This is a genomic window from Sporosarcina sp. P18a (assembly GCF_002743135.1).
Classification (GTDB): Bacteria; Bacillota; Bacilli; order Bacillales_A; family Planococcaceae; genus Sporosarcina.
The window spans coordinates 582,327-604,935 of sequence record NZ_PDYQ01000001.1 but is presented as its reverse complement, the minus strand read 5'-3'; the positions used below and the strand labels follow the sequence as shown (position 1 = coordinate 604,935).

At 40.6% G+C, this 22,609-nt stretch carries 19 protein-coding genes and 1 riboswitch; of the genes, 3 read left to right on the top strand and 16 right to left on the bottom strand.

The features are described from left to right. Positions 1-184: 184 nt before the first annotated feature. Complete coding sequence (locus CSV75_RS03040) at positions 185-715, bottom strand: cupin domain-containing protein (protein WP_085130871.1); 531 nt, start codon at positions 713-715, stop codon at positions 185-187. Positions 716-939: 224 nt separating this feature from the next. Between CSV75_RS03040 and CSV75_RS03035 the strand changes: the two genes are divergently transcribed. Next, positions 940-1,434 carry a response regulator transcription factor gene (locus tag CSV75_RS03035; RefSeq protein WP_233191574.1) on the top strand — a complete coding sequence of 165 codons (495 nt, stop codon included), beginning with the start codon at positions 940-942 and terminating at the stop codon, positions 1,432-1,434. A 131-nt stretch (positions 1,435-1,565) separates the two neighbouring features. Here the strand turns inward: CSV75_RS03035 and CSV75_RS03030 are convergent, their stop codons facing one another. Further along, positions 1,566-2,519, bottom strand: a complete 954-nt coding sequence (locus CSV75_RS03030; RefSeq protein ID WP_099673927.1) for a calcium/sodium antiporter — start codon at positions 2,517-2,519, stop codon at positions 1,566-1,568. A gap of 376 nt (positions 2,520-2,895) precedes the next feature. Continuing rightward, positions 2,896-3,013: riboswitch (TPP riboswitch) on the top strand. Between the two features lie 119 nt (positions 3,014-3,132). Here CSV75_RS03030 and thiC point away from each other — a divergent pair. Continuing rightward, positions 3,133-4,905: a phosphomethylpyrimidine synthase ThiC gene (gene thiC, locus CSV75_RS03025; RefSeq protein WP_099674695.1), complete on the top strand. Its 1,773-nt coding sequence runs from the start codon at positions 3,133-3,135 to the stop codon at positions 4,903-4,905. A gap of 405 nt (positions 4,906-5,310) precedes the next feature. Here thiC and CSV75_RS03020 read toward each other — a convergent pair whose 3' ends face one another. The 4 genes from CSV75_RS03020 to CSV75_RS03005 all read right to left on the bottom strand — a co-directional run bounded on the left by CSV75_RS03020 (position 5,311) and on the right by CSV75_RS03005 (position 11,092). Beyond that, positions 5,311-6,165 (bottom strand): aldo/keto reductase, encoded by an 855-nt coding sequence (locus CSV75_RS03020; protein ID WP_199171288.1) that lies wholly within the window; start codon positions 6,163-6,165, stop codon positions 5,311-5,313. 416 nt (positions 6,166-6,581) lie between these two features. Further along, entirely contained in the window at positions 6,582-6,839 is a 258-nt protein-coding gene (locus CSV75_RS03015; protein ID WP_099636381.1) for an autorepressor SdpR family transcription factor, read from the bottom strand. A 204-nt stretch (positions 6,840-7,043) separates the two neighbouring features. Further along, the gene (locus tag CSV75_RS03010; RefSeq protein WP_099674694.1) at positions 7,044-8,669 is read right to left on the bottom strand and encodes a GMC family oxidoreductase; all 1,626 of its coding nucleotides are present in this window, start codon (positions 8,667-8,669) and stop codon (positions 7,044-7,046) included. A 260-nt stretch (positions 8,670-8,929) separates the two neighbouring features. After that, complete coding sequence (locus CSV75_RS03005) at positions 8,930-11,092, bottom strand: M28 family peptidase (protein ID WP_199171287.1); 2,163 nt, start codon at positions 11,090-11,092, stop codon at positions 8,930-8,932. 393 nt (positions 11,093-11,485) lie between these two features. Between CSV75_RS03005 and CSV75_RS03000 the strand changes: the two genes are divergently transcribed. Beyond that, entirely contained in the window at positions 11,486-12,547 is a 1,062-nt protein-coding gene (locus CSV75_RS03000) for a thermonuclease family protein (protein WP_099674693.1), read from the top strand. Positions 12,548-12,635: 88 nt separating this feature from the next. Here the strand turns inward: CSV75_RS03000 and CSV75_RS02995 are convergent, their stop codons facing one another. The 10 genes from CSV75_RS02995 to hutI form a co-directional block, all read right to left on the bottom strand. Beyond that, positions 12,636-13,094, bottom strand: coding sequence for an OsmC family protein (locus CSV75_RS02995; RefSeq protein WP_369825339.1), 459 nt, complete (start codon positions 13,092-13,094; stop codon positions 12,636-12,638). Positions 13,095-13,244: 150 nt separating this feature from the next. After that, on the bottom strand, positions 13,245-14,681 hold the full coding sequence (locus CSV75_RS02990) for a DHA2 family efflux MFS transporter permease subunit (protein WP_099674691.1): 1,437 nt from the start codon (positions 14,679-14,681) through the stop codon (positions 13,245-13,247). 235 nt (positions 14,682-14,916) lie between these two features. Continuing rightward, on the bottom strand, positions 14,917-15,279 hold the full coding sequence (locus CSV75_RS02985) for a hypothetical protein (protein ID WP_099674690.1): 363 nt from the start codon (positions 15,277-15,279) through the stop codon (positions 14,917-14,919). A gap of 146 nt (positions 15,280-15,425) precedes the next feature. After that, complete coding sequence (locus tag CSV75_RS02980) at positions 15,426-15,797, bottom strand: iron chaperone (RefSeq protein WP_099674689.1); 372 nt, start codon at positions 15,795-15,797, stop codon at positions 15,426-15,428. Positions 15,798-15,974: 177 nt separating this feature from the next. Further along, positions 15,975-16,496, bottom strand: coding sequence for a DUF2812 domain-containing protein (locus tag CSV75_RS02975; RefSeq protein ID WP_233191573.1), 522 nt, complete (start codon positions 16,494-16,496; stop codon positions 15,975-15,977). Next, positions 16,496-16,813 (bottom strand): PadR family transcriptional regulator, encoded by a 318-nt coding sequence (locus CSV75_RS02970; RefSeq protein ID WP_099674687.1) that lies wholly within the window; start codon positions 16,811-16,813, stop codon positions 16,496-16,498. The genes CSV75_RS02975 and CSV75_RS02970 overlap by 1 nt, the downstream gene beginning before the upstream one ends. Before the next feature lie 336 nt (positions 16,814-17,149). Beyond that, positions 17,150-18,712 carry a histidine ammonia-lyase gene (hutH, locus tag CSV75_RS02965; protein WP_099674686.1) on the bottom strand — a complete coding sequence of 521 codons (1,563 nt, stop codon included), beginning with the start codon at positions 18,710-18,712 and terminating at the stop codon, positions 17,150-17,152. A gap of 21 nt (positions 18,713-18,733) precedes the next feature. Beyond that, positions 18,734-20,074 (bottom strand): Na+/H+ antiporter family protein, encoded by a 1,341-nt coding sequence (locus CSV75_RS02960; RefSeq protein WP_099674685.1) that lies wholly within the window; start codon positions 20,072-20,074, stop codon positions 18,734-18,736. A gap of 65 nt (positions 20,075-20,139) precedes the next feature. Beyond that, the gene (locus CSV75_RS02955) at positions 20,140-21,303 is read right to left on the bottom strand and encodes a M20/M25/M40 family metallo-hydrolase (RefSeq protein WP_099674684.1); all 1,164 of its coding nucleotides are present in this window, start codon (positions 21,301-21,303) and stop codon (positions 20,140-20,142) included. 18 nt (positions 21,304-21,321) lie between these two features. Beyond that, positions 21,322-22,575: an imidazolonepropionase gene (gene hutI, locus CSV75_RS02950; RefSeq protein WP_233191612.1), complete on the bottom strand. Its 1,254-nt coding sequence runs from the start codon at positions 22,573-22,575 to the stop codon at positions 21,322-21,324. Positions 22,576-22,609: the final 34 nt, after the last annotated feature.

The following is a 22,609-nucleotide window of genomic DNA, read 5'->3' as shown; positions in this document are numbered from 1 at the left end:
GCCGAGGCGTAATTGCATCCAGATTAAGAACGCAAGTCATCTAGAGTTTGGATGACCTGCTAAACTGGATAATTAAAGCGCTATCATTTTGTCACTTTTAGAGATGAAAGTCTTCTATGGTAGACGCCTCTACATTCTGTGCAAAAATATTTTTTGATTGAAGATCAGTTGATCCATCGATAAATTAGCGGTCTGCCTGCGCAACAATCGCTTCTCTTTCTTTCGCACGCTCAATGCGAATCTTTTCAAGTTCGCTGCCTTCTGGATAAGTCGGTAGTTGTGGTTTTGCCGCACCTAGCATAACAAGCATCATCGCATCTTCTTTTCCATCGTTGCGGATACCACGCTGAATGCCAGGTGGTACGCTGACACAGTCGCGCTTATTCATTTTTATCTCATACTCTTTTCCTTCATACTCTAAAAGGACCGTCATTTCACCTTCCAAAATGAAGAACACTTCTTCTACGTCTGAGTGTAAGTGCAATGGACCAATTGAACCAGCTGGTAAAACCATCGTGCTTAATGTGAAGTTGTTTGCTTCAATTACATTTGAATCTTTGTTTGCTGTTGCACCACGTCCAATATAGCGCATTTGTGCACGGCGATATCTCGGATCTAATTCTTCTTGGAACTTTAAAACGTTCCAGTCCAACTTTCTATCTCCCAATCTCGCAATATATTTCTTTTCAAAATCCTCTACTGTTGTGAACTCCATGTTTTCTTCCTCCCTATTTTTAGACCTCTTGACGAAAACGCTTATTCAAAGAAGTCCCCTGTTTTATATAGAAAACAATGTTTCTATATGGTCATATCATACTTCTAAATAAATTCATTGTCAACACAAAATTTCAAATCTTCTAATAATTAACTTGGTGATTAATGAGATGCTATGAAAAGATCGAACATTATCCGAAGATTGTGTGACGGCATTTGTGGCTAGTGAATCCGTTTGAAACCGCAGTTATTCACTTGGATGGAGGATGTACATCTCGTGCTGCTCGATCCGACAAATCAGATATTGTGAAAGGACTCGACCAAGGTGCGGATGATTATATTACGAAACCATTTGACGAACGCGAACTCACAGCAAGAGTGCGTGTGGCATTACGGCGTACAGAGGGTGAAAATCAACCAAAGGCTATTCAGGAAGGCCCATTTACTCTTGACTTGGAGTCCTATTCCATCCTATATGACACGCATGAAGTTCGACTTACGTTAAAGGAATTCTATATCATAGAAGCGATGATGAACCGGCCAAATCGGACGTTCACACGGGAAGACTTGCTTCAAGTAGCTTGGGAATATGACACGTATACAGAAGTTCGGACAGTCGATTCTCATATTCGAAATCTACGGGATAAATTGTGGAAATCCAATTTTCCTATTGAAGAGATTTTGGTGACGGTTTGGGGGATCGGGTATAAGTGGAGATAACACGGACCCCTCTAATCACACCATGCCATAAAGTCAGAAAAGGCAACTTTCCACGAATGGAAAATTGCCTTTTCTTTATGAAATCAAGCGCTTCTTTCATATAAAGAAGCAGACCATCAGCAAATTATTACTCAATTACGCAAAATAACATACACAAGATACACGACGTATGCTACAGCTAACATCAGACCTTCACGCTTACCAATTTTGAAACCAGTTCTTGCAAACAGTAACAATACTAAGGTCAATACTAGCATAATGACAACGTCAATAAATACTTTATCGTTCACTGCGATCGGCGTAATGACAGAGGAAGCCCCGAGAACAAACAGGATGTTAAAAATATTGCTCCCGACGATGTTCCCCAAAGCGATTTCACTTTCTTTTTTCAAAGCCGCTGAAATCGACGTAACCAATTCAGGTAGAGAGGTACCGATGGCGATGATCGTAAGACCGACCAATGTTTCACTCATGCCAAGAGAATAAGCAATCTTCGTAGCATGATCGACGACCAAATCCCCTCCGAAAATAATCGCCGCCAGCCCGACTAGCGTAATGAAGATATTCTTCCCCCACTTCACATTCTCAGTAGCTTGTGTAAGCGTGGAATTTTGACGGCTTCGAAGCCCAAGTTCAATCACATAGTACATAAAGATCGAGAGGAATAGCAAGAAAATCATTCCATCACTGCGCGTGAGCACATTGCTACTGAAGCCTTGCAGTGCCATATCACTCATCAACACCAACATGACAATACCTGCCAGTAAAGTGAACGGAATTTCTTTCCGAATGGTTTCGCTCTGTACTTTCAATGGAAACAGGAATGCTGCTATTCCGACCACGATGGTGATGTTGAAAATATTACTTCCCACTACGTTCCCCACTGCGACGTCTGCATTTCCACCCATCGCTGCAATAATACTGACCGTCGCTTCTGGTGAGCTAGTTCCGAGCGCTACAATGGTTAGCCCGATCAAAATAGGGGGAATTTGCAGTAGCCTTGCAATATTTGAAGAGCCATCTACGAAATAATCGGCTCCTTTTATTAATAATATAAATCCAATTATTAATAAAATATAGGACATTTATTGATTACCTCCTCCAAGGGAATGAAATTTCTAGTCGATAAAATATTTTGTCCAATTACTGCACATATGATGCGACTTGTTACATTCACAATGACCCATAACACCATAGGAATTTGATTTTATATACCCATAGGTTTCATTGTTCTCAATCGCTAATATTTTATACGACGTCAGCTCCACTACAACGATCTTTCCTTCTTTGTTTATCACTTTTGATTATCTCACGTCATCACTGCTAATGCATCCTTCAAGTCATACAAAGATATTCATTTCTCATTAGAATCTACTTTTTTGAGTTATGGAAATCAAAAGTATACTAACTCTTTAAAAACAGCTAATTATATGGTAGACTATTCCTGTTCACACAATTTAATACTATAACTAGGGGTGTCCAACGTTATTGGACTGAGATGGAATGATAGTACACGCATTCCGGACTCTTTGGACCTGATCTGGCTCGTACCAGCGTAGGGAAGTTTTCATTTTATCAGCGACGCGTATTTTTGCGTTTTGAAGACCAGGTCCTATCTACGGAACTGGTCTTTTTTGTTGCCGATTCCCTTTACTTGAATCGAGTCATGGTCAAACCTCAAAAGGAGACGATGACAAAATGCAAGAGAAGAAAGAAGAAATCTATATCCATGAATGCTTTCCAGCAAGTCGAAAGGTTTACGTACAAGGAAGTCGTCCAGACATACTTGTACCGATGCGCGAAATTGAGCTATCACCCACTGTAACTGATCAAGGCGAAATACCGAATGAACCTTTTCGTGTCTACGATACAAGCGGTAAATATACGGAAACTGGTTATACAGTTGATATTAAAAAAGGACTGCCGAACATCAAGAAGAACTGGATAGTAGAACGAAATGACGTGGAAGAATATGAAGGCAGACAAGTAAAGCCGCGGGATAACGGGTATCGTTCAATGGAACAAATGCAAAATGATGCAGAATTTCCATTGTTGAAACGCAAACCATTACGAGCAAAAAGTGGCATGAATGTTACACAAATGCATTATGCACGCAAAGGAATCATTACACCTGAGATGGAGTTCATTGCTATTCGTGAAAATATAACGCCAGAACTTGTACGGGATGAAGTCGCAAGGGGCCGAGCCATTATCCCGTCGAATATTAACCACCCTGAAGCGGAACCGATGATTATCGGCAGTAAATTCCATGTGAAAATTAATGCGAATATTGGTAATTCTGCTGTCTCTTCATCCATTGCTGAAGAAGTGGAAAAGATGACCTGGGCTACACGTTGGGGTGCAGATAATATCATGGATTTATCAACGGGAAAGAATATCCATACAACACGCGAATGGATTATCCGCAACTCGCCTGTCCCAGTGGGAACGGTTCCGTTATATCAAGCGTTGGAAAAAGTAAACGGCAAAGTGGAGGATCTCTCATGGGAAGTATTCCGTGACACTTTGATTGAGCAGGCCGAGCAAGGTGTCAGTTACTTTACAATCCATGCAGGTGTTCTACTTCGTTATATTCCCATGACGATTAATCGTGTGACTGGCATTGTCTCACGAGGTGGTTCTATTATGGCCCAGTGGTGTATGTTGCATCATACAGAAAGTTTCCTCTACACACACTTTGAAGATATATGTGAAATCATGAAACAATACGATATTGCTTTTTCATTAGGAGACGGATTACGTCCAGGATCTATCGCGGATGCCAATGACGAGGCGCAATTCGCTGAACTTGCAACACTTGGAGAACTAACGAAAATTGCTTGGTCCCATGATGTGCAAGTCATGGTAGAAGGTCCTGGACATGTGCCTATGCATTTAATCAAGGAAAACATGGACAAGCAAATGGAGATTTGTCAAGAAGCCCCTTTCTATACACTCGGTCCTTTGACGACAGATATTGCTCCTGCCTATGACCATATCACTTCTGCTATTGGTGCGGCTATGATCGGTTGGTTCGGGACCGCGATGTTATGCTATGTAACGCCTAAAGAGCATCTCGGTCTCCCGAATAAAGAAGATGTGCGTGAAGGCGTCATCACGTATAAAATTGCAGCACATGCAGCTGATTTAGCAAAAGGTCATCCCGACGCATACAAACGTGACGATGCATTGTCAAAAGCCCGTTTCGAATTCCGTTGGAGAGATCAATTTAATTTAAGTCTGGATCCTGAACGCGCGATGGAATACCATGATGAAACATTGCCGGCTGAAGGGGCAAAGGTCGCCCACTTCTGTTCAATGTGCGGGCCGAAGTTTTGCAGTATGCGTATTTCGCACGACATTAGAAAATATGCGGATGAAAATAGTTTAGAAGAGAAGCTTGCAATGGAAAGTGGCATGAAAGAGAAAGCTGAAGAATTCAAAAAATCCGGTGCTGAAATCTATCTTTAATGAGGAGTGAATTGAGTGATGACAACTGAACAGTTAATTCATCAGATTACTGTAAAACGTCGAAATCTTCATCAATTAGAAGAACAGTTGGCACTCTTGCAAGCACAATGTATACACGAATATACCGAAACCTTCACCTATAGGAAATGCTTGAAATGCTTGAAAATAGAGAGTGTTCATTATTAATAGATGTTCTGCCATTCAAAAAGGGCCATTGTGTTCTTTGTGTTTCCTAGAAAAATTGTTGGTGCAATAAAAACAACAAAACCCACCTCGCCACTTTATAATGTGGATCGAGGTGGGTCATTTTTTTGATGGGGATTTATATTAATTTCATTAGAAATTCAAAGTCTGGTACGCTGATTATACGATTGAAGGTATCCGGATTATTAAACTTATTAATATTTAATCAAACTCTTCATATTCGTTCGGATGCTGTCCTTCTACTCTTCCCGCTTCACCTTTATCCAAGGAATCAATTTGTCTAATGTCTTCTTCGGTTAATTCAAAATCGAATACATCAAGGTTTGCTTTTTGATGATCATAAGAAGATGATTTCACGACGGTTAAGACTTCATTCTGTAAGTTCCAACGAATAATAATCTGCGCGGGTTCTTTATTGTATTTTTTAGCGATGGATACAATTGTTTCATTCTCTAACACGTCGTTTAATTTGCGCCCTAAAGGACTCCATGCCTCCGTTACAATACCGCGACTTTTATTGTATTCCACTAGTTCGTTGTTAGTAAAATACGGATGGCGTTCAATTTGATTGGTAGCCGGTGTTACACCTGTTTCTTCAATGATCCGCTCCAGATGCTCTGGTAAAAAATTAGATACACCTATCGTCTTAATCAGTCCAAATTTCTGCGCATCGACTAACGCTTGCCATGCTTCTACGTATCGATCTTGTTTTGGAAGCGGCCAATGAATCAAGTATTTATCAAAGTAATCGATTCCGATACGATACAATGACTCTTGAATCATAAGAATTGCTCGTTCGTAATCATGTGAAGCACCAGGAAGTTTGGAACTTATTATCAATTCTTCTCTAGGTACAGATGAACGCCGAATCGCTTCCCCTACCATTCCTTCATTATTATAATTCGTTGATGTGTCAATCAGTCTGTATCCCGCTTCGATTGCTGTTAGTGTACTGACGACACCTTGCGCACCTTTTACTTTTACGGTTCCAAAACCAATTGAAGGAAGGCTCGTTCGATCATTCAATCGCATCGTTTGTACATTTAATTGATCCATTTTTATCTTACTCCTTTTTAATAGTACACTCTTCTAGTGGTGGAAACATGATTTCATCGGACATGTATACCGCTCATCTTATCCTTGTAAATTCCCTTACTGAAAGTTAATTAAACATTCTTTTCTGTTTGAAAAAAAGCACTTGTGTCTGCAATAAATATGAATGGTTGAACATCCACATTCTTTACTGGCTCAAGTGCACTTTTTATTTTTCCTTAAACAATCGATATAGCATAAAACAGAATAACAAACAAAATTTAATTTTGTTTGTCCTTGTAGTATATAGAGAATGAAAGTAACATCACTCTAGTCTCAATACCTTACTCACGCTTCTCTATCTTCTATCTATAGCTCATAACTTTAGTACATAGCTATGTATTCATTAGTTCAAGGGAAAGTAATTTCTCACAACATATTTATTTATTCAATTTTATCATCCATACGAGCAAATCTTGCAGAACCGTTGTGTGGAGAGTGTAGTAAATATATTGACCTTTTTTCTCAGAACTGACAAGACCCGCATTACGCAAGATGTTTAAATGGTTTGAAATGCTCGGCTTACTCATCTCGAATTCTTCATGTATTTCACTGGCAGTTAAAGAACCTTTTTCACTGAGTAGCGTTAGTATTTGTCTTCTTGTTTCATCATTTAGGGCTTTAAAAACTTCATTCAAATTGAGTCTCTCCTTTCGCTTGAGATATTTAGTCGTTTGTCTAATTAGATATTTATCTAATTATATACTATTTGAAGTGATTAAAAAAGCACCTGTTTTGAAAACAACTATGAATGGTTTAACACTCATGTTTGTTTTCACACAGGCACTCCTTAATGAAATATATACATCACGTTTGACGGCCTCATGCGCTCTTTTAATTTGTCATGGTATTTCACCGTAGTTCATACGATCTTGTCTCACTAAGTGTTCAGCAATGTTTCCGCCAATGAAGAAAGCTGGCGCCGACGTATTGCCATCCGAAACAAACGGTGCAATGGAATCATCTGCAACAATCAAATCCTTTACACCGTATACTTCACCAGTAGCATTCACTACACCATTTTCTTCATTCGGTGCCATTCGTAGCGTGCCTTGTATATGATGTGTTGGACCCAAGTTTTCGTGAATGAACAATTCCAGTTTGTTATCGTCATGAATGGTTTCCAGTGTAGGTGTAACGAGTTGATAGTGCGAATCTATATTTGATAGTTCTTTTGCAATATTTTTAATGTATACTCTGTAAATATTTTTTATAGTTTCTAGGTCGGAGCGTTTATTCAAAAAGTCAGCATCGGCAAGTGCAATCTTTAAAGGATCTCCATTTTGGATTCTAACAGATCCTCGGCTCTTTGGTTCCAATAAAATAATGACGATGCTTAACATTCCGCCAGTGCCGATTTGGCCAATTAGCTGCACACCACGACGGTTGGGGTCAGCACCGGGTGTTGGATCTGGTAAGAAGGCTCCACCTGTATACAGCGCAAAGGGATCAGCATCTGGGAGTGCTTTGTCATTCGGATTCGTTGTAAAGGTGGTAGTGTTAACTGGATGGGTAGTCATGTTCTTTCCCACATTCGCGTTATGATGAACGACGGGAATACCGGCTTTATTGAGTGAATCCGACGGTCCGATTCCAGAAAGCAGTAATAGTTGAGGGCTATTTATTCCTGCCGACACAATGACTTTTTTACGAGCATATGCGTAATAACATTTTCCTTCCTTAAGAAATTCAACACCTATTGCCCGCCTTTCATTATCAAAAATCACACGCTGAACCGTTGAATTATAAGATACTAATAATCTTCTTCCATTTACTCCTTCACCATTTTCAGTCATAACATCCGATGAAAGAAAAGCCGTATCCGCACTTTCTCGTTGACCATAGGGGGTCTGGTAAAGCTGCCACCTCGTAAAGAGGCCAAGTGGTGTATTGGGATCGTTATAATCTAAAATTCTTTTGAAACCAGTGGCTTTTTCCATCGCTGTAACTAATTTTTCAGCCATGGTGGTTGGATTAGCAGGAGCCTGCCTGATATCCAACTGCCCGTTATATCCTCTCGCATTTGGATTTTCCGTTTGGCCATTGTAGTTTTCTAGTTGTGAAAATTGATAGGTCTGTTGTTCAGGTGACCAAAGTGGACCTAGGAGGTTTTCCCATTGTTTCATATTCGCCTGTGATGGCCTTACATACTGGTTATTGTTAATGGAGGATCCGCCACCCAATGTTCGTCCTCCCGTCCAATCAAATGACCTTCCGTTTACATTTTTCTGGGGGACACTTTTTCCTTGCCAGAAGTATTGCGGGAAAAAGTCGTCAGTGAGAATAGATGGCAGCGCAAACAATGAATCTCTAATCGGCTGCTCTTTACTGTTATTATCTCCCGCTTCTAAAACTAGCACGGAGTTTTGTTTAGTATCTGTTAGTTTTCTGGCAATAGTAGCACCCGCCGGACCCGTTCCAACTACGATATAGTCAAAAGTTGATTGATTATTGGCGTCTCTATTCATTTCAATCCCCCTAAGTGATTTTCATGCAGTATATCCTATGGCATGAAAGGTTGGATTATGAGACTCATGGAGACAACCGTATGGAACACAGTGGAAGTTCTGAATTTAGTTTGGTTCGTTGGTATAGTTAATTTAAGCGAGCTGATAAAATCTTGTCAAAAAAAAGCACCGCGATATGCGATGCTTTGAATGCTTTACTAATATGTTAAACAGGTCGTTACTACTAAGCAACTTTAAAATTTACCGGAACTTCTCTATTCTTATTTTAATTCACTCAACAGCTCACCTAATTTTTTCACACTGGCTGTTTCATCCGTTACGGTTTGTTCCAATAGCTTCTTCTGTCTGTCGAGTGCATTCGTCAACGAAGTGATTTCTACTGACAAATCCGGCTTTGTTTGTTCTTTCTTCGTTTTCAATGACTGGATTGTATCGAATAGATTTTCATGGTCGACAATTCGGCCAGCCCCCCACATGAGTTGTTCTTTTGGTGCTTTTATGACATAGTCTGTAAAGTAGTTAAATACTTCCTGATCAAAGTCATACGCATACCAATTGTTGTCAATTGCATATAAGTGCTCGTCCAGCGGAGTGGCGATATCACCTGTAGTTAATGCTTCAATGGAAGCGGCTAAGTTTTTCACGTTGTTTTGCGCATGTTCGTGAGGGAAAATCGGTTCGTCTTCCCATGTCAATCGCACAAATTGATCTTCGGCATATTTATAAGCTGCCAACAAGCCGCTGTTCAACTCACGACTTTCATCGTATAATTTCTTCGCTTGGTCTGCATCCTCATTTTCGAGTGCTGCCGCATATTCTTTATTCATATCCGCAACTTTTTTGTTCACTTCTTTCGCACTAGATATCGCTTGATCGATCTCTTTCGTCAAGTTATCCGACGCCACAGAAGCCTGTTTAAATACATCCGCGTCGATCATGTCTTCCATCGCTTGCAAACGTGTCGTGAAATCCAATGGTACAACAGCGGTTTGATCGTAGTGTAACGTCAATAATCCATAGAGATTTAAGTGGAATTTCAACGCATCGTCATTGTACGTATCTTCATTGTCGAATTGAGAATGATAGTGAGTTTTCATGAATTCACTATCTTGGAAATCGTTCCGAAGTGCTGGCACGCCTGCGATACCGAATGAGAAATCATCTGACCACGTACGCAACGGGGACACGACTGAAATTCCGTCTTTATACACACCAGCAACTGTAGGTACTTCTTTTGCAAACTCCGTCAAATAGTTATTCAACTCGTAGACGGATCGAATTTCATCTTGTGTCGTATGTTCATATGCTGGAAGCTCGAAGTTCAGATTCGCAAATGTCTTACCGACCCACTCCGGATGAATTTTGAAGATTTGATTGTAAGCGCCCGTCGACCAGTCATATCGAGTATTCGACTTACCCCATTCTTCCGCGGCAAGCGCGTTGAAGACTAAAGTCTTTTCCGGTTGATAGCCGCTGTCGATCATCCCTTTGGCGATTCCGAGCATTAATGCAATTGCTGCATTGTCGTCTTGGAACCCGGCAAAATATGAATCATAATGGGCGGACAATAAAATGTAGGAATCGGGATCTTTCCCGACGATTTTCCCGTAATAATTATACGTTTCTTGATCCATTTTCACGGTCGATTTAGCATCAAACTTTACGGTTAGCGTCTCTTTTTCGCTTGCCTCTAAAGCTTTCTTCAACTCGGCCGCGTCGGTTTGAGACATCGAAAATGCAGGTGCATCATCGGGTCCGCAAATGTCTTGCGCATTCAACGCATCGGGATCGACTTCTCCGTAGCCCGCTTCTTGCACCGCAATTACTGCAGCTGCCCCTTTAACATGTGCTTGATAGGCAGGATAATTAATCCACCATTCTTCCCTTTGATTAATATCGATTAATACGAGTTTCCCTTTTACGTCCAATCCTTCCAAATCTGCCGCGGTACCTTTTCCTGCGTAGATTACTTCAAGTTCCTGGACGCCGTTCGTATCAAAGTTGGCTTGATAACCGCCTAGCACAGCAAGATACTCTTTCCCAGCAGTATCTGTAAAGGACAAATCAGCCTTCTCGAACTCCCAACTATCTACCATAAATGCATCTTTCGTCACTTCAGTCAGTCCGATTTTCTTCATTTCTTCTCCAATTTTCTCCCCCGTCTTTCGTTCCGCTTCCGATCCAGCAGTTCGATAGCCAAGCTTCTCATTGGTTTTATATTCTTCCATTCCTTTAGCGAATTCAAAAGCATATTCTACATCTACTTCTGACAAGTATTTGTCTTTCTCGTCTGACAACGGAATGGTCTTCACGTCCTCTACAGGCTCTTTCTTGTCCTTAGAGGAATCTTCTTTTGGCGTACACGCAACGAGCGATGTGGCAACGAGCATGGACAACGTTAAGTAACTCACCATCTTTTTCATATATCACAGTCCCTTTCATTTATTGCAATCAATTCATTAAACGATATAGAGTGAGTTTACGCAATAGAAATATTCGGATTTTGTCATGAATTCTTATGAATATTTTCACCGTACTAGATTTATAATAATGAAAGGCAAACAAAATGATTATTTGTTTGCTAATTCACTTCAGTTAGTAAGGACCCACTCCTATTCAGATACTTTGAAAGATCTTCTCTCGTAAGTTTCCGTGTAGTATAAATGAAAATATGTATTCTAGATTATGCGTTCACACATATCATTTGTGATCTAATAGCACTACGCACTTAGTTGCGTATCGCTTTCTTACAAACTATGATAATCTCACTCTTGGAAGTAAGTGTTAAGTAATTAAAGTGAATTGAGAGTGATAATATGTTTGTGTTTTTTGCGTTATTTGGTTTACTATTTATAGTGATAGGTATCGTCGGCTTACTTATTAAAGTAATCTTTAAAAAACCGAAGAGAAAGTTTGGCACCCTCGCTTTAGTAGGCATTGTGATGTTCATAGTAGCTGCAGTCATTGTGCCAGACGATATAGAGCCAGAGGTAGAAAAAGCTGATTTGGTGAAACAGACGCCTATAGATGAACCTTCTGAAACACCGAAGGAAGCACCTGAAAAAGACACTGTAGAAGATATAGAAAAGCCGGAAGAGGAAATTTCTAAAGAGACTGAAGAAAAACCTGTTCCAGTCATTGTGCCACAAAAAAATGATTCTTCAAAAGTAACTCCTGAAAAACTAAAAGACTCCACAGAGACAAGCGGTACCACTGCGAAAATCCCTGTAGAGTTAGTGAAGGTTATAGACGGTGATACGATTAAAATAGTATATAACGGCAGGGAGCAAAACGTTCGATACTTGTTAATCGACACGCCTGAAACCAATCATCCTAGACTGGGGAAGCAACCATTCGGGGATGAAGCCAAAGCTAGAAATAAAGAGCTGATTGAGAGCGGTACACTAGAAATCGAATTCGATGTCGGAGAACGCTTTGATAAATACGACCGTTTACTTGCCTATATATATGTCGACGGAAAAAGTATTCAAAAAATCTTGTTGAGTGAAGGTTTAGCCCGTGTGGCGTACGTCTACCCACCAAATACTCGACACGTAGATCCTTACGAGAAAGCACAAGCCATCGCAAAAGAAAAGAAATTGGGTATTTGGTCAGTTGAAGATTATGCTACGGACACAGGCTTTAACGCGCAAGTAGTAAAAGAGAAACCTGCAGAACCGACACCTGCACCCACAAAACAGCCAGTTGCACCTGCACCAGCACCTGCAGCCAAGCCAACACCACCTGTCCAAAACACGGAATGGTTTCAAAATTGTACAGAACTTAGGAAGACGTATCCTAATGGTGTGCCGAGCAGTCATCCCGCTTATCAACCTAAGATGGATCGTGATAAAGATGGATTTGCTTGCGAAAGATAAAATAATAGCTAGTTAGTAAAAGGAATTTTAAAACCGCGTGAGACCAAGTGTGCTAACTTGATTTCACGCGGTTTTAATTTTGCTTTCATCATTTCTTTATCCATTTCGACTCTACGGGAATTCCTGCATCGGCGAATAGATTATATACGGGACATCTTCTTTCCACTTCGGCTTTCAATTGCTCGATCGCTGTATCTGATTCATTCGTAGTAATTTCGCAAACAAAACGGATTTTCTGGAAATGTGTTTTTACACCTTCTTCGCCCATCAAACCTCTAGCATCCAGGATACCCGTCGTATCAAAATGAATCGCTGTAAAAGCAAAGCCTTGCTCGTTAGCAATTAATGGAATCATAACCGCCTTACAGCCATTCAACGCCGCTGCGATGAATTCAAGTGGATTCGCCCCAGTATCAGTGCCGCCTAAATGAACAGGTTCATCCATCGAAAATCCTTCGAAGTCACGGATCATATGTGTAGAACGAACCCCTTCTTCCCATTTCGCTGTAGCAGCAATCTTTACTAACGCATTGTTCGTTGTTGACATACGTAACATCCCCTTTTCAATTCTTAGTATTATAATATGTATTGTAGCATATGGAATATAAGAATGTAATAGGATCTGAAACATTACTGTGCAAATTATTAGAAGAGTTTCATAAAAAGAAAAATACGTTCGGGAACAATTTGTAACCTGTTAAACCACCTTTATTCGCTTAATAAATAACGAACACACAAAACCAAGAATGGATACGATGGTGGCAAATAAAAATGCATTTTGTACACCTGAAATGACTGCTTCGGCTTGGTGAGCTGCCGTAATGGGATCGCTAATATTGCGCAAGAATGTATTTTGCGATGTATTTAATATAGTAATCCCAATCGCGGTACCAATTGCTCCAGACGTTTGGATGGTAGAGTTCACGATTGCCGTACCATCAGGATAGCGGTTTAGCTGTAGCGAGTTAATTCCATTTGTTTGAGATGGCGTCGTCACCATGGACATACTCATCATTAAGAGCATAAAGAAAATGATGATTAAGTAAAAGCTAGTCGTCGATGAAATCGTGGCAAAAAATAGCGTAGCCACAATACTCATTGAAAATCCACCAATAACCAAGCCCCTTGGACCATATCGATCAAAAATCCGCCCACTGACCATAGACGTAATACCGTTAAAAATACCACCCGGTAATAGTAACAAGCCTGCTATCGAAGCGGATAAACCAAGTCCTGCTTGCATAAACAAAGGCAATAAAATATTGGAAGAAAATATAATGAGATTAGCAAACAACGTAAGGATGATGCCTAACGTAAACATGGGATGCTTAAACACTTCCAAATGTAACATCGGTTCCTTAATCGATCTTTGACGAAATGCATATAGAATGAGAGCAATCAAACCTGCCGCAAAAGATGCCATCACAATTGGACTTGACCATCCGTCACTTTCGCCAGCATAGCTAAATCCAAATACGATACCGCCAAAGCCAATGGTAGATAGAATTATGGAGTATGCATCGATTTTTTGCTTGTGAACAGCGGATAGATTCGGTAAGTAAATCATCCCGAATATCAATGCGAAAACTAGGATTGGGGCGATGATCCAAAATATTAGTTGCCAATTGAAATAATCAATAATCAATCCGGCAGAAATCGGACCAATAGCTGGTGCAAACATCATGACTAGACCGACTAATCCCATCGCAGTTCCTCTTTTCCAAGGTGGAAAGAGAATCAGAACGGTATGGAATAACAATGGCACCAATAACCCAGTGCCTATCGCCTGAATAATCCGTCCGGTTAACAACATGATGAAGCTCGGAGATATAGCGGCAATTAATACACCCACAATTGAAAAACTCATACTCGTTATAAAAAGATTCCTTGTTGGAAAACGTTTGATGAGTAACCCCGAAACGGGAATGATAATACCGAGCACGAGTAAATACCCTGTAGTTAACCATTGCGCTGTAGATGGAGAAATCGCAAATTCCTTTATCAAGTCATTCATCGTCATATTTAACGCTGTTTCACTAAACAATCCGATAAACCCACCAATCAGTAGCACAGTCATGATGGGAGCGACTTTAAGCACTTTATTTTTTATCTTTTCTTGTATTAAATCCTTCATGTATTGAACCTTCCTCCAAACCTTTTACTGACCATAAAAAATAAGATAACATCTAGCCACTACGATAGCTAGATATTACCCCGGAAATATACTTATTATAGAAAGAATGGGTATTTAATTTTCTGAAGACTTTTTCATTACCTACACATTGATTTCTAAACAGTTTACATAATATGATTATCTTTCTTTTATATCATGGAAAATGCTTGTTATAGCTGCTCCAAGGAAAAGAAACTTATTTAAGACGGTCCGCTAAGGATTCGATTGCCAGTTTGAGCGCGGTTACACGACGCTCATTCACTGTTTTTTGTGGACTACCATCCTTCGCTTTTGCTAATTGCTTTTCAATAGATGGAATGATACTTTGTAAAATCTCTTTAGATTGTAAAGTCACTTTTCTGTCATAGAAAAAATCTACATCATACCAAACGTCTTGTAAGCTGTCCAACCCAACTTTTATAGCATCGCGTCTTTTTTCAACAAGTGTTGTATTGGAGCCCTTTTCCGTCATACTTTTATACGCATTCGAAAGTTTATTATGAGTGGACTCCAAGGATCTAATGGTCAATTCTTGAACTTCTAAGCTAACCGTTTGCATACATGCTCCTCACCTTTCAAATTACGTCATCCAAACTGAAACAGCTATTCTATACATCAAAAAAGCACCTATGCATGAAACTTTTACGAATGTTTACACCTTCTCGTTTGTTTCGCACATACGCACTTTTAAAAATTAATACGATCTTATTTACGCCAAAACGTTGTGCAATTTATCTTATCTTGAATATTAAATTCAATCAATTTTTCCATCAAGCCGTAATCAACTGATTCATTCCATTTAATTCTAAACAAGCCACTTGTAGCGCTATAGCCTGCTTCTGCAATTTCATCCGCAAAACGTGTAATTCCTGCTGGTTCAGGTGAAATGCTCATATGGTGCTTTGCGATAGAAATGCCAATAATAAATGTGCCATGGTCAGAGAACATAGGTGTATTCCACTTCATTTGCGGTTCCAAATTCGGGAATGTAGTAGTAACCCACGCCAACACTTCCTCTACACGTTGACAATGTTCCGGGGAATCGATACCCGCTATGTATTGCTTGAATAGTTCCATGAGGTGACCTCCTAAAATTGATTTGTAACTCACTAGATTATCTATAGATTTAGTATACCATGATGAAGGTACCAGGTCCCGACACAATTCAGAATAGTGTCGGGACCTGGTACCTTCAAAAAAAGAAATAACACCCGGCGACTAAACGACTTTCCAATAGTCCCCTTCTTTCTCTTTCTATTGTTTCAATCGATGATACAGTGTGGCTACATATGTCATAACGGAAGGCACAGCAAGAACGAAAGCTGCGTAAAAGAAGAAGGTACCAACAGTTTGAATTACACCAGATGTGAATTTCATCAGCAGTCCTGATAGAATCATCATTCCGATAAGATAAAGTGTTACTGTTCTAACAGGAATGGCTAGTCGTCTGATCTTATCCCTAGCCGATTCACTGTCGCTATAGATCGGCACAGTTCCTCTTTCCGCCTTAAATATATGCATATTATATTCGGAACAAACGAGCGTCCATCCGGCATTCGCGAACGTCTCAAAGTATTCCTCTTTTTCGGTGGGCTCCAACAGACGATAATCAATACTGTAAATGACGTCCTCCTTCTCGCCCTTTTCCAATTCGTAGCCTGCACAGCGAAAACGTTTCAAATTCCAACCCTGTAATGCTTGATCTCGTAGTTTCTTCATATCACCCGCTTCTGAAAAAGCCAAACCAGCAGAAACCATATATTTTCTCTTCTTCATCAAGTGTCTCCCCTTTCTAGTCCTGTTTCCGCCATTCGAATCATCACTTTTCTCCGAGCGATATCCACTGCAAGTGTCTGTCTGCCTATTTCAGTCAACTTGTATACTTTGCGACGTGTGTTCGATTCATCATGTAGAACGATTAACTGTTCTTTTAGCAATTTTTTAATAATCGAATACAATGAAGCCGGCCCAATTACAAATGCACCTTCTGTTGTCTCTTCTACAAAGCTCATTACAGCGTATCCATGCCGGGGCTCCGTAAGTGAAGCCATAATGTAAAAAACAGAATCCGTCAGTGGCTCAAATGATTTCAATTTCCCACCTCCTACTATATCACTTTATGATATATCTAATTATGTTATATCATAAAGTGATATATTATGGCAAATTTTTTTGAAACGCTGTGCGTGAAATTAACTTGAGTGTTTAAACAATCGTGAAAGTTTTGTGCATGCAAACGATCAATCTAGCATGCAATAATGGTTTTACAATATAAGTTCAATGGATTTGACAGACAAAAGCGCATCGCGATAATGGCGATGCGCTTTAAAACTGTAGCTGTAGAAAGAGAATAATGAATCATTCTATATAACGACTCTGCGTGTCATTATATAGAATAGGTTTTTAATGACCGATCATGTGCTACTATCTCACTGAATCTCTTGTGTCAAAGTATCATCACGCAAGATAAAATTAGACAAGGCTTCAATTTGCTGCGAAATATCACGATCCGCTTCCAATGGCGGGCAAATAGTGCGCACTTTTTCTAAATAGGCTTTAGTTGCTGGGGCAAGTTCTTTCTCCACTTGCTCCAGGTGAATTGCCTGTGAAGCACAAATCAGTTCAATGGCGATGACACGGGAACTGTTATGAATGATTTCACGTGCTTGTCGAGAACCAATTGTCCCCATACTGACATGGTCTTCCTGATTAGCAGAAGTTGGAATAGAGTCTACACTCGCTGGATGGGCAAGTACCTTATTCTCCGAAACAAGTGCAGCTGCAGCGTATTGTGCAACCATCAAACCACATTCCAGACCTGGATCTGTAGCGAGGAATGGAGAAAGTCCACTAAGTTGCGGGTTCACTAATCTCTCAATTCGTCTTTCTGAAATATTCGCCCACTCAGCTGCCCCAACCTTCATGAAGTCCATAGCAAGCGCAATCGGCTGTCCATGGAAGTGACCGCCAGAAATAATTTCACCGTTCTCAAGTATAATCGGATTATCTGTGGCAGAATTCATTTCGACACGTAATCGATCATCGACATATTGAAGCGACTGCCAAGAGGCACCGTGCACTTGCGGAATACAGCGAATGGAATAGGCGTCTTGCATACGAATTTGCCCCTGACTCGTAATACGTTTACTACCTTCTAGCCAATTACGCATTCGAGAGGCAACAAACTCCATTTCTTTATGCGGTCGTACAGCTAGAAGCTCCTTATCAAACGCTGTAATGATCCCTTGCAATGCTTCCATTGTCAGACTTGCTGCCATATCTGCAGCTAGACCTACACGCTCAGCTTCATTTAATCCAATAACACCAACTGCAGTCATAGCTTGCGTACCATTAATCAAGGCAAGTCCTTCTTTTGCCTGCAAAGTGACCGGTTTTAATCCCGCACGCTTTAGCGCTTCTTCGCCAGACAAGATCTCTCCCTCAAATTCTGCACGACCTTCACCAATTAGCACAATCGCCACATGCGCTAAAGGAGCCAAGTCACCACTTGCACCTACAGAACCCTTACAAGGAACGACTGGATGAACGCCTTTATTGATTAACTGAACCAATAATTGTAGTGTGTCTTCTTTAATTCCGGAAAAACCTTTTGCCAGCGCATTCGCACGCAAAACCATCATGGCCCGTACGACAGGTTGTGGTAAAGGATCCCCCACACCTACAGCGTCCGCACGAAGGAGATTGAGTTGCAATTTCGTAATGTCTTCATCTTCAATTTGAATATCACTCAACTTACCAAATCCAGTATTTACACCATAGATAACTTTCCCATCTCGTAATTGTTTTTCAATACGCTCCCGACTTTCTCGTACACGTTGCAATGCATGATCGGTAATCCCTACTGGCACTTTACCAAAAGCTATACGCTCAATTTGTTTTCTATCGAGTGATTCACCGTCTAATTGGATCAACTTCTCTTCTTCATCTGTAAAGTTTCTGTCTAATTGAATCAACTTCCCATCTTTACTCATTCCAACACCTCTTATTCTTTTTTATAAAATTACAGCTGCTACTATTCCGAATATAAATAAAGGAATATTATAATGCAAAAATGTAGGAACACAAGTATCCCAAATATGATGATGTTTCCCGTCCGCATTCAATCCTGATGTGGGTCCAAGTGTACTGTCTGAAGCGGGTGAACCTGCATCGCCTAATGCCCCTGCTGTACCAATCAATGCAATGGTCGCAAGAGGACTAAATCCCATCACCATACATATCGGAACAAATACAGCGGCTAGTATCGGAATCGTTCCAAAAGATGTTCCAATCCCCATTGTTACTAGTAAACCTATCAATAATAGAAGTGCAGCTCCAGCTACTTTACCATAGCTGAAATAGCCTTCAACCGCGGTCACCAAATTTGTTACAGAGCCTGTATCTTTTAAAACAGTTGCATAGCCTGAGGCAAGAAGCATGACAAATGCAATCGCTCCCATAAGCTTCACACCTTCTTGAACCACCGCTTCACCTTCACCCAATGTGACGACCCTTGCAGCGAACATCACGATAATGCCCACTAACGCCCCGATCACTAATGAGTGTACTGAAACCTGAACGACTAAAGCCGACACGATAGCAACAAGTGTTAATATATCTCTTAAATCAAATTTACGTCTAACCGGTTCCTCGGTAGCTGCTAATTGAACGGTGGAGGAAAATAATTCTTCCTGGCTAGCACGTTCCTCCGCTGATTCATAATCACGCGGCTTACGATACGTAATGAAGACTGCTACAAATAAACCGACAAACATACCGGCTGCTGGTAATGCCATTGCTAAAGGTACTTGCGACAATGAGACTGGCATGCCATTGGTGCTGATTTCTTGTACAATTATTCCGTGGAAAATCAATCCGTAACCTGCTGGAATTAACATATAAGGCATCTTCAAACCGAACGTCAAAGCACAAGCGACAGCTCGTCGATCTAAACGCAAATAATTGAAGAAAATCAACAAAGGCGGTATCAGAATCGGTATGAAGGCAATATGTACCGGTATCAGATTTCCTGACAGACAAGTCAAGCCCGCAATCATTAATAGTAGCATATACTTACTCATTTTTTTAACTGACAATAATTTATCTATCAACATTTTTGTAATGTTCGAATGGGCGATCATAGCCGCGAAGATTCCTAGCAATATATAGCTCAATGCAGTTTCAGACTGGCCGCCCATTCCACCAAGGAATAGGGATGTTGTATCTGTTAATGATAAATCGGAAAGAAGTCCCGCCGTTATTGCTGCCATTAATATTGCAAATATGACATGTACTCTAGCTAGGCTTAATACTGTTAGTACTATTACGGAAATGAATACTGGATTCATTAACATTACTCTCATCCCCCCGGACTTTTTCTACTTGCAGTATCGTCTTTTGATCCATTTCTCACATCAGATTACTTCTGACTTTCATACCATTTCTGAATTAATGCAGCAGTCAATCTTCCTGTATTCGTAAGGTTTTCTATGCTGATGCACTCTCTGAATGAATGGATATTTTGAAAGCCGTTTCCTAACGTCAAGCAAATCAAGCCATTTTCATTCAATACATTTGTGTCAGCACCGCCTAGCGTTTCAGTTAGGTAGGGCTTGACGCTTATATTGTCCGACGCTTCCAAAACGGTTTTCGTTAGGATATGATCCTCCGGAATGGCGAAACCGCTATACTTTTTCTCGATCTTCACGTCTACCGTGCCGCCACGATTTTCCACAGCTTTACGCATCGCGTCTTCCATATGTTTCAGCTGCTTATCTAGCTTATTTTTAGAAAAACTACGCACTTCACCTGCGACTGTCACTTCACCCGGTATAATGGAAGTGAGTTCTCCACCTTCGATAATACCTATATTCGCTAGGGTTTCTTCATCGATCTCACCTAAATGTAGCTCCAATAAACCAGCCGCCGCTAAAATGAATGCATTATTACCTTCTTCTGAATTCAGCGCAATATGTGCTGCATTTCCTTTAACATTCATCCAAATTCTACTGCTATATGGACCTTTCAAAATCGTTTGACCCACATCGCCGCTACTGTCAAAAATGTATCCGAATGTACTTTTCGGTTTGCTGTAATCTAAATGACGTGCACCTACGAGACCCGGCTGTTCATTGACCGTTAAGACCAATTCAATCGGTCCGTGTGGGATTCCACTTTCAATCACGGCACGAACACCTTCTAAGTATGCTGCCAATGCCGCACGGTCGTCTGCTCCTAGGATTGTTGTACCATCAGAGTAGATCACGCCATCTTTGATTACTGGCTTTAAGTCTTTCGTTGGAAGTACAGTATCCATATGTGTAGAGAAAAACACTGGAGGGACAGATGAATCCGTGCCTTCTTTGTAAGCAATCAAGTTGCCGACTTCTCCGCCAAATTCTTTATGCGCTTCATCAAATTCAATGGTAAAACCAAGTTCTGGTAGTGCCTTTTTCAAGTAATCCGCTACCTTTTGTTCTTTTCCACTTGGGCCATCAATTTTTGCAAGTTCCAGGAATAATTCGAGTAAGCGTTTCTCATCCACGCATTCTGCTGCGTTATTCTTCACTTGTTTGTTTGTCATTCTGAATCGCTCCTTTTCTCACTGTGCTTTTACATGCTCTATTACTACTTCGCCATCTTTTAATACAGTCTCCACAATATTTGTTCCAAGTTCATATGCGATATGGACATATGAAGGAATAGCCCAAATCTGTAGATCAGCTATTTTACCTTCAGCAATCACGCCTCTATCATCTAAATCTAAGGCGCATGCTCCACCGTAAGTCGCTGCTTTGATTGCTTCTTCCACTGTGAATTTATACAGTCTGCAAGCCAAGTTGATTACAAATTGCATCGACTCTGTATAACATGCTGGGCAAAGATCCGTTGCAAGAGCGATATTCATTCCTAAATCCAGCATTTTACGTGCATCAAACGGTTTCTTATGACCTACCGCAAAATCCAATGCTGGCATTAAAACACCCGTTACATTCGATTTAGCGAGTTTCTCCATTACTTCAATGGGTGTGTAGTTTAAATGATCGACAGAGACCATATTCATTTTGACAGCAAGATCAGATCCACCGATATAAGAATAGGCATCCGCATGTAACTTTGGTTTCATGCCATATTTTAAACCGGCTTCAAGTATTTGTTCAGACTCCTCAGCCGTGAAGTAACCGTCGTCACACCAAGCATCGCAGAACTCCGCCAATTTTCTTTCACCGACTTTTGGAATCATATCCTCTATAATGACCCGTAAATACTCTTCTTTTGTCATGCCTTCGGGGAATCCATGGGCCCCTAGAAATGTGTTGTATACATCAACAGGTGTTTCTTTATCCAGACGTCGTCCAACTTCCAAAATTTTAATTTCACTTTCTGTCGTTAACCCATATCCGCTTTTACTTTCAATTGTTGTCATGCCGTACGCTAACATGTTCATCATTCGCATTTTTGACTGTTGGAATAACTCATCCTCAGATGCATGTCGAGTCAGTTCAATAGTTCGGTTCGGTCCTGCCGTTATGCCCATTTCCTCCAACTTCTTCAAATCGCCGCCTGCTATTTTAGCAGCGTACTCTTCTACTCGTGTACCATTGAAGACGAGGTGCGTATGTGAATCAACAAACCCTGGCGCGACAACCTTTCCAGTAGCATCAATTTGTTGGGCATCATCCAGATTGATTGTGCTACTTCCCTCTTTTTCCGAACCTACTCCTGCAATAAGTCCGTCTTTCACTGCAACCCAAGCATCTTGAATGACGCCAAGACCTGCCATTCCTTCTTCGGCACAAGTCAAAACTTCTGCTGCATGACGAATTACTAAATCGACTTTTGTATTACCATTCATTTGAGTCACAATAGAAACCTCCAGTTAAATAACA

Coding starts and splice junctions, on each gene's coding strand:
- CSV75_RS03040 (WP_085130871.1), bottom strand. CDS start 715: ATGGAGTTCACAACAGTAGAGGATTTTGAAAAGAAATATATTGCGAGA.
- CSV75_RS03030 (WP_099673927.1), bottom strand. CDS start 2,519: ATGTCCTATATTTTATTAATAATTGGATTTATATTATTAATAAAAGGA.
- thiC (WP_099674695.1), top strand. CDS start 3,133: ATGCAAGAGAAGAAAGAAGAAATCTATATCCATGAATGCTTTCCAGCA.
- CSV75_RS03020 (WP_199171288.1), bottom strand. CDS start 6,165: ATGGATCAATTAAATGTACAAACGATGCGATTGAATGATCGAACGAGC.
- CSV75_RS03010 (WP_099674694.1), bottom strand. CDS start 8,669: ATGAATAGAGACGCCAATAATCAATCAACTTTTGACTATATCGTAGTT.
- CSV75_RS03005 (WP_199171287.1), bottom strand. CDS start 11,092: ATGAAAAAGATGGTGAGTTACTTAACGTTGTCCATGCTCGTTGCCACA.
- CSV75_RS03000 (WP_099674693.1), top strand. CDS start 11,486: ATGTTTGTGTTTTTTGCGTTATTTGGTTTACTATTTATAGTGATAGGT.
- CSV75_RS02995 (WP_369825339.1), bottom strand. CDS start 13,094: ATGTCAACAACGAACAATGCGTTAGTAAAGATTGCTGCTACAGCGAAA.
- CSV75_RS02990 (WP_099674691.1), bottom strand. CDS start 14,681: ATGAAGGATTTAATACAAGAAAAGATAAAAAATAAAGTGCTTAAAGTC.
- CSV75_RS02985 (WP_099674690.1), bottom strand. CDS start 15,279: ATGCAAACGGTTAGCTTAGAAGTTCAAGAATTGACCATTAGATCCTTG.
- CSV75_RS02980 (WP_099674689.1), bottom strand. CDS start 15,797: ATGGAACTATTCAAGCAATACATAGCGGGTATCGATTCCCCGGAACAT.
- CSV75_RS02975 (WP_233191573.1), bottom strand. CDS start 16,496: ATGAAGAAGAGAAAATATATGGTTTCTGCTGGTTTGGCTTTTTCAGAA.
- hutH (WP_099674686.1), bottom strand. CDS start 18,712: ATGAGTAAAGATGGGAAGTTGATTCAATTAGACAGAAACTTTACAGAT.
- CSV75_RS02960 (WP_099674685.1), bottom strand. CDS start 20,074: ATGTTAATGAATCCAGTATTCATTTCCGTAATAGTACTAACAGTATTA.
- CSV75_RS02955 (WP_099674684.1), bottom strand. CDS start 21,303: ATGACAAACAAACAAGTGAAGAATAACGCAGCAGAATGCGTGGATGAG.
- hutI (WP_233191612.1), bottom strand. CDS start 22,575: ATGAATGGTAATACAAAAGTCGATTTAGTAATTCGTCATGCAGCAGAA.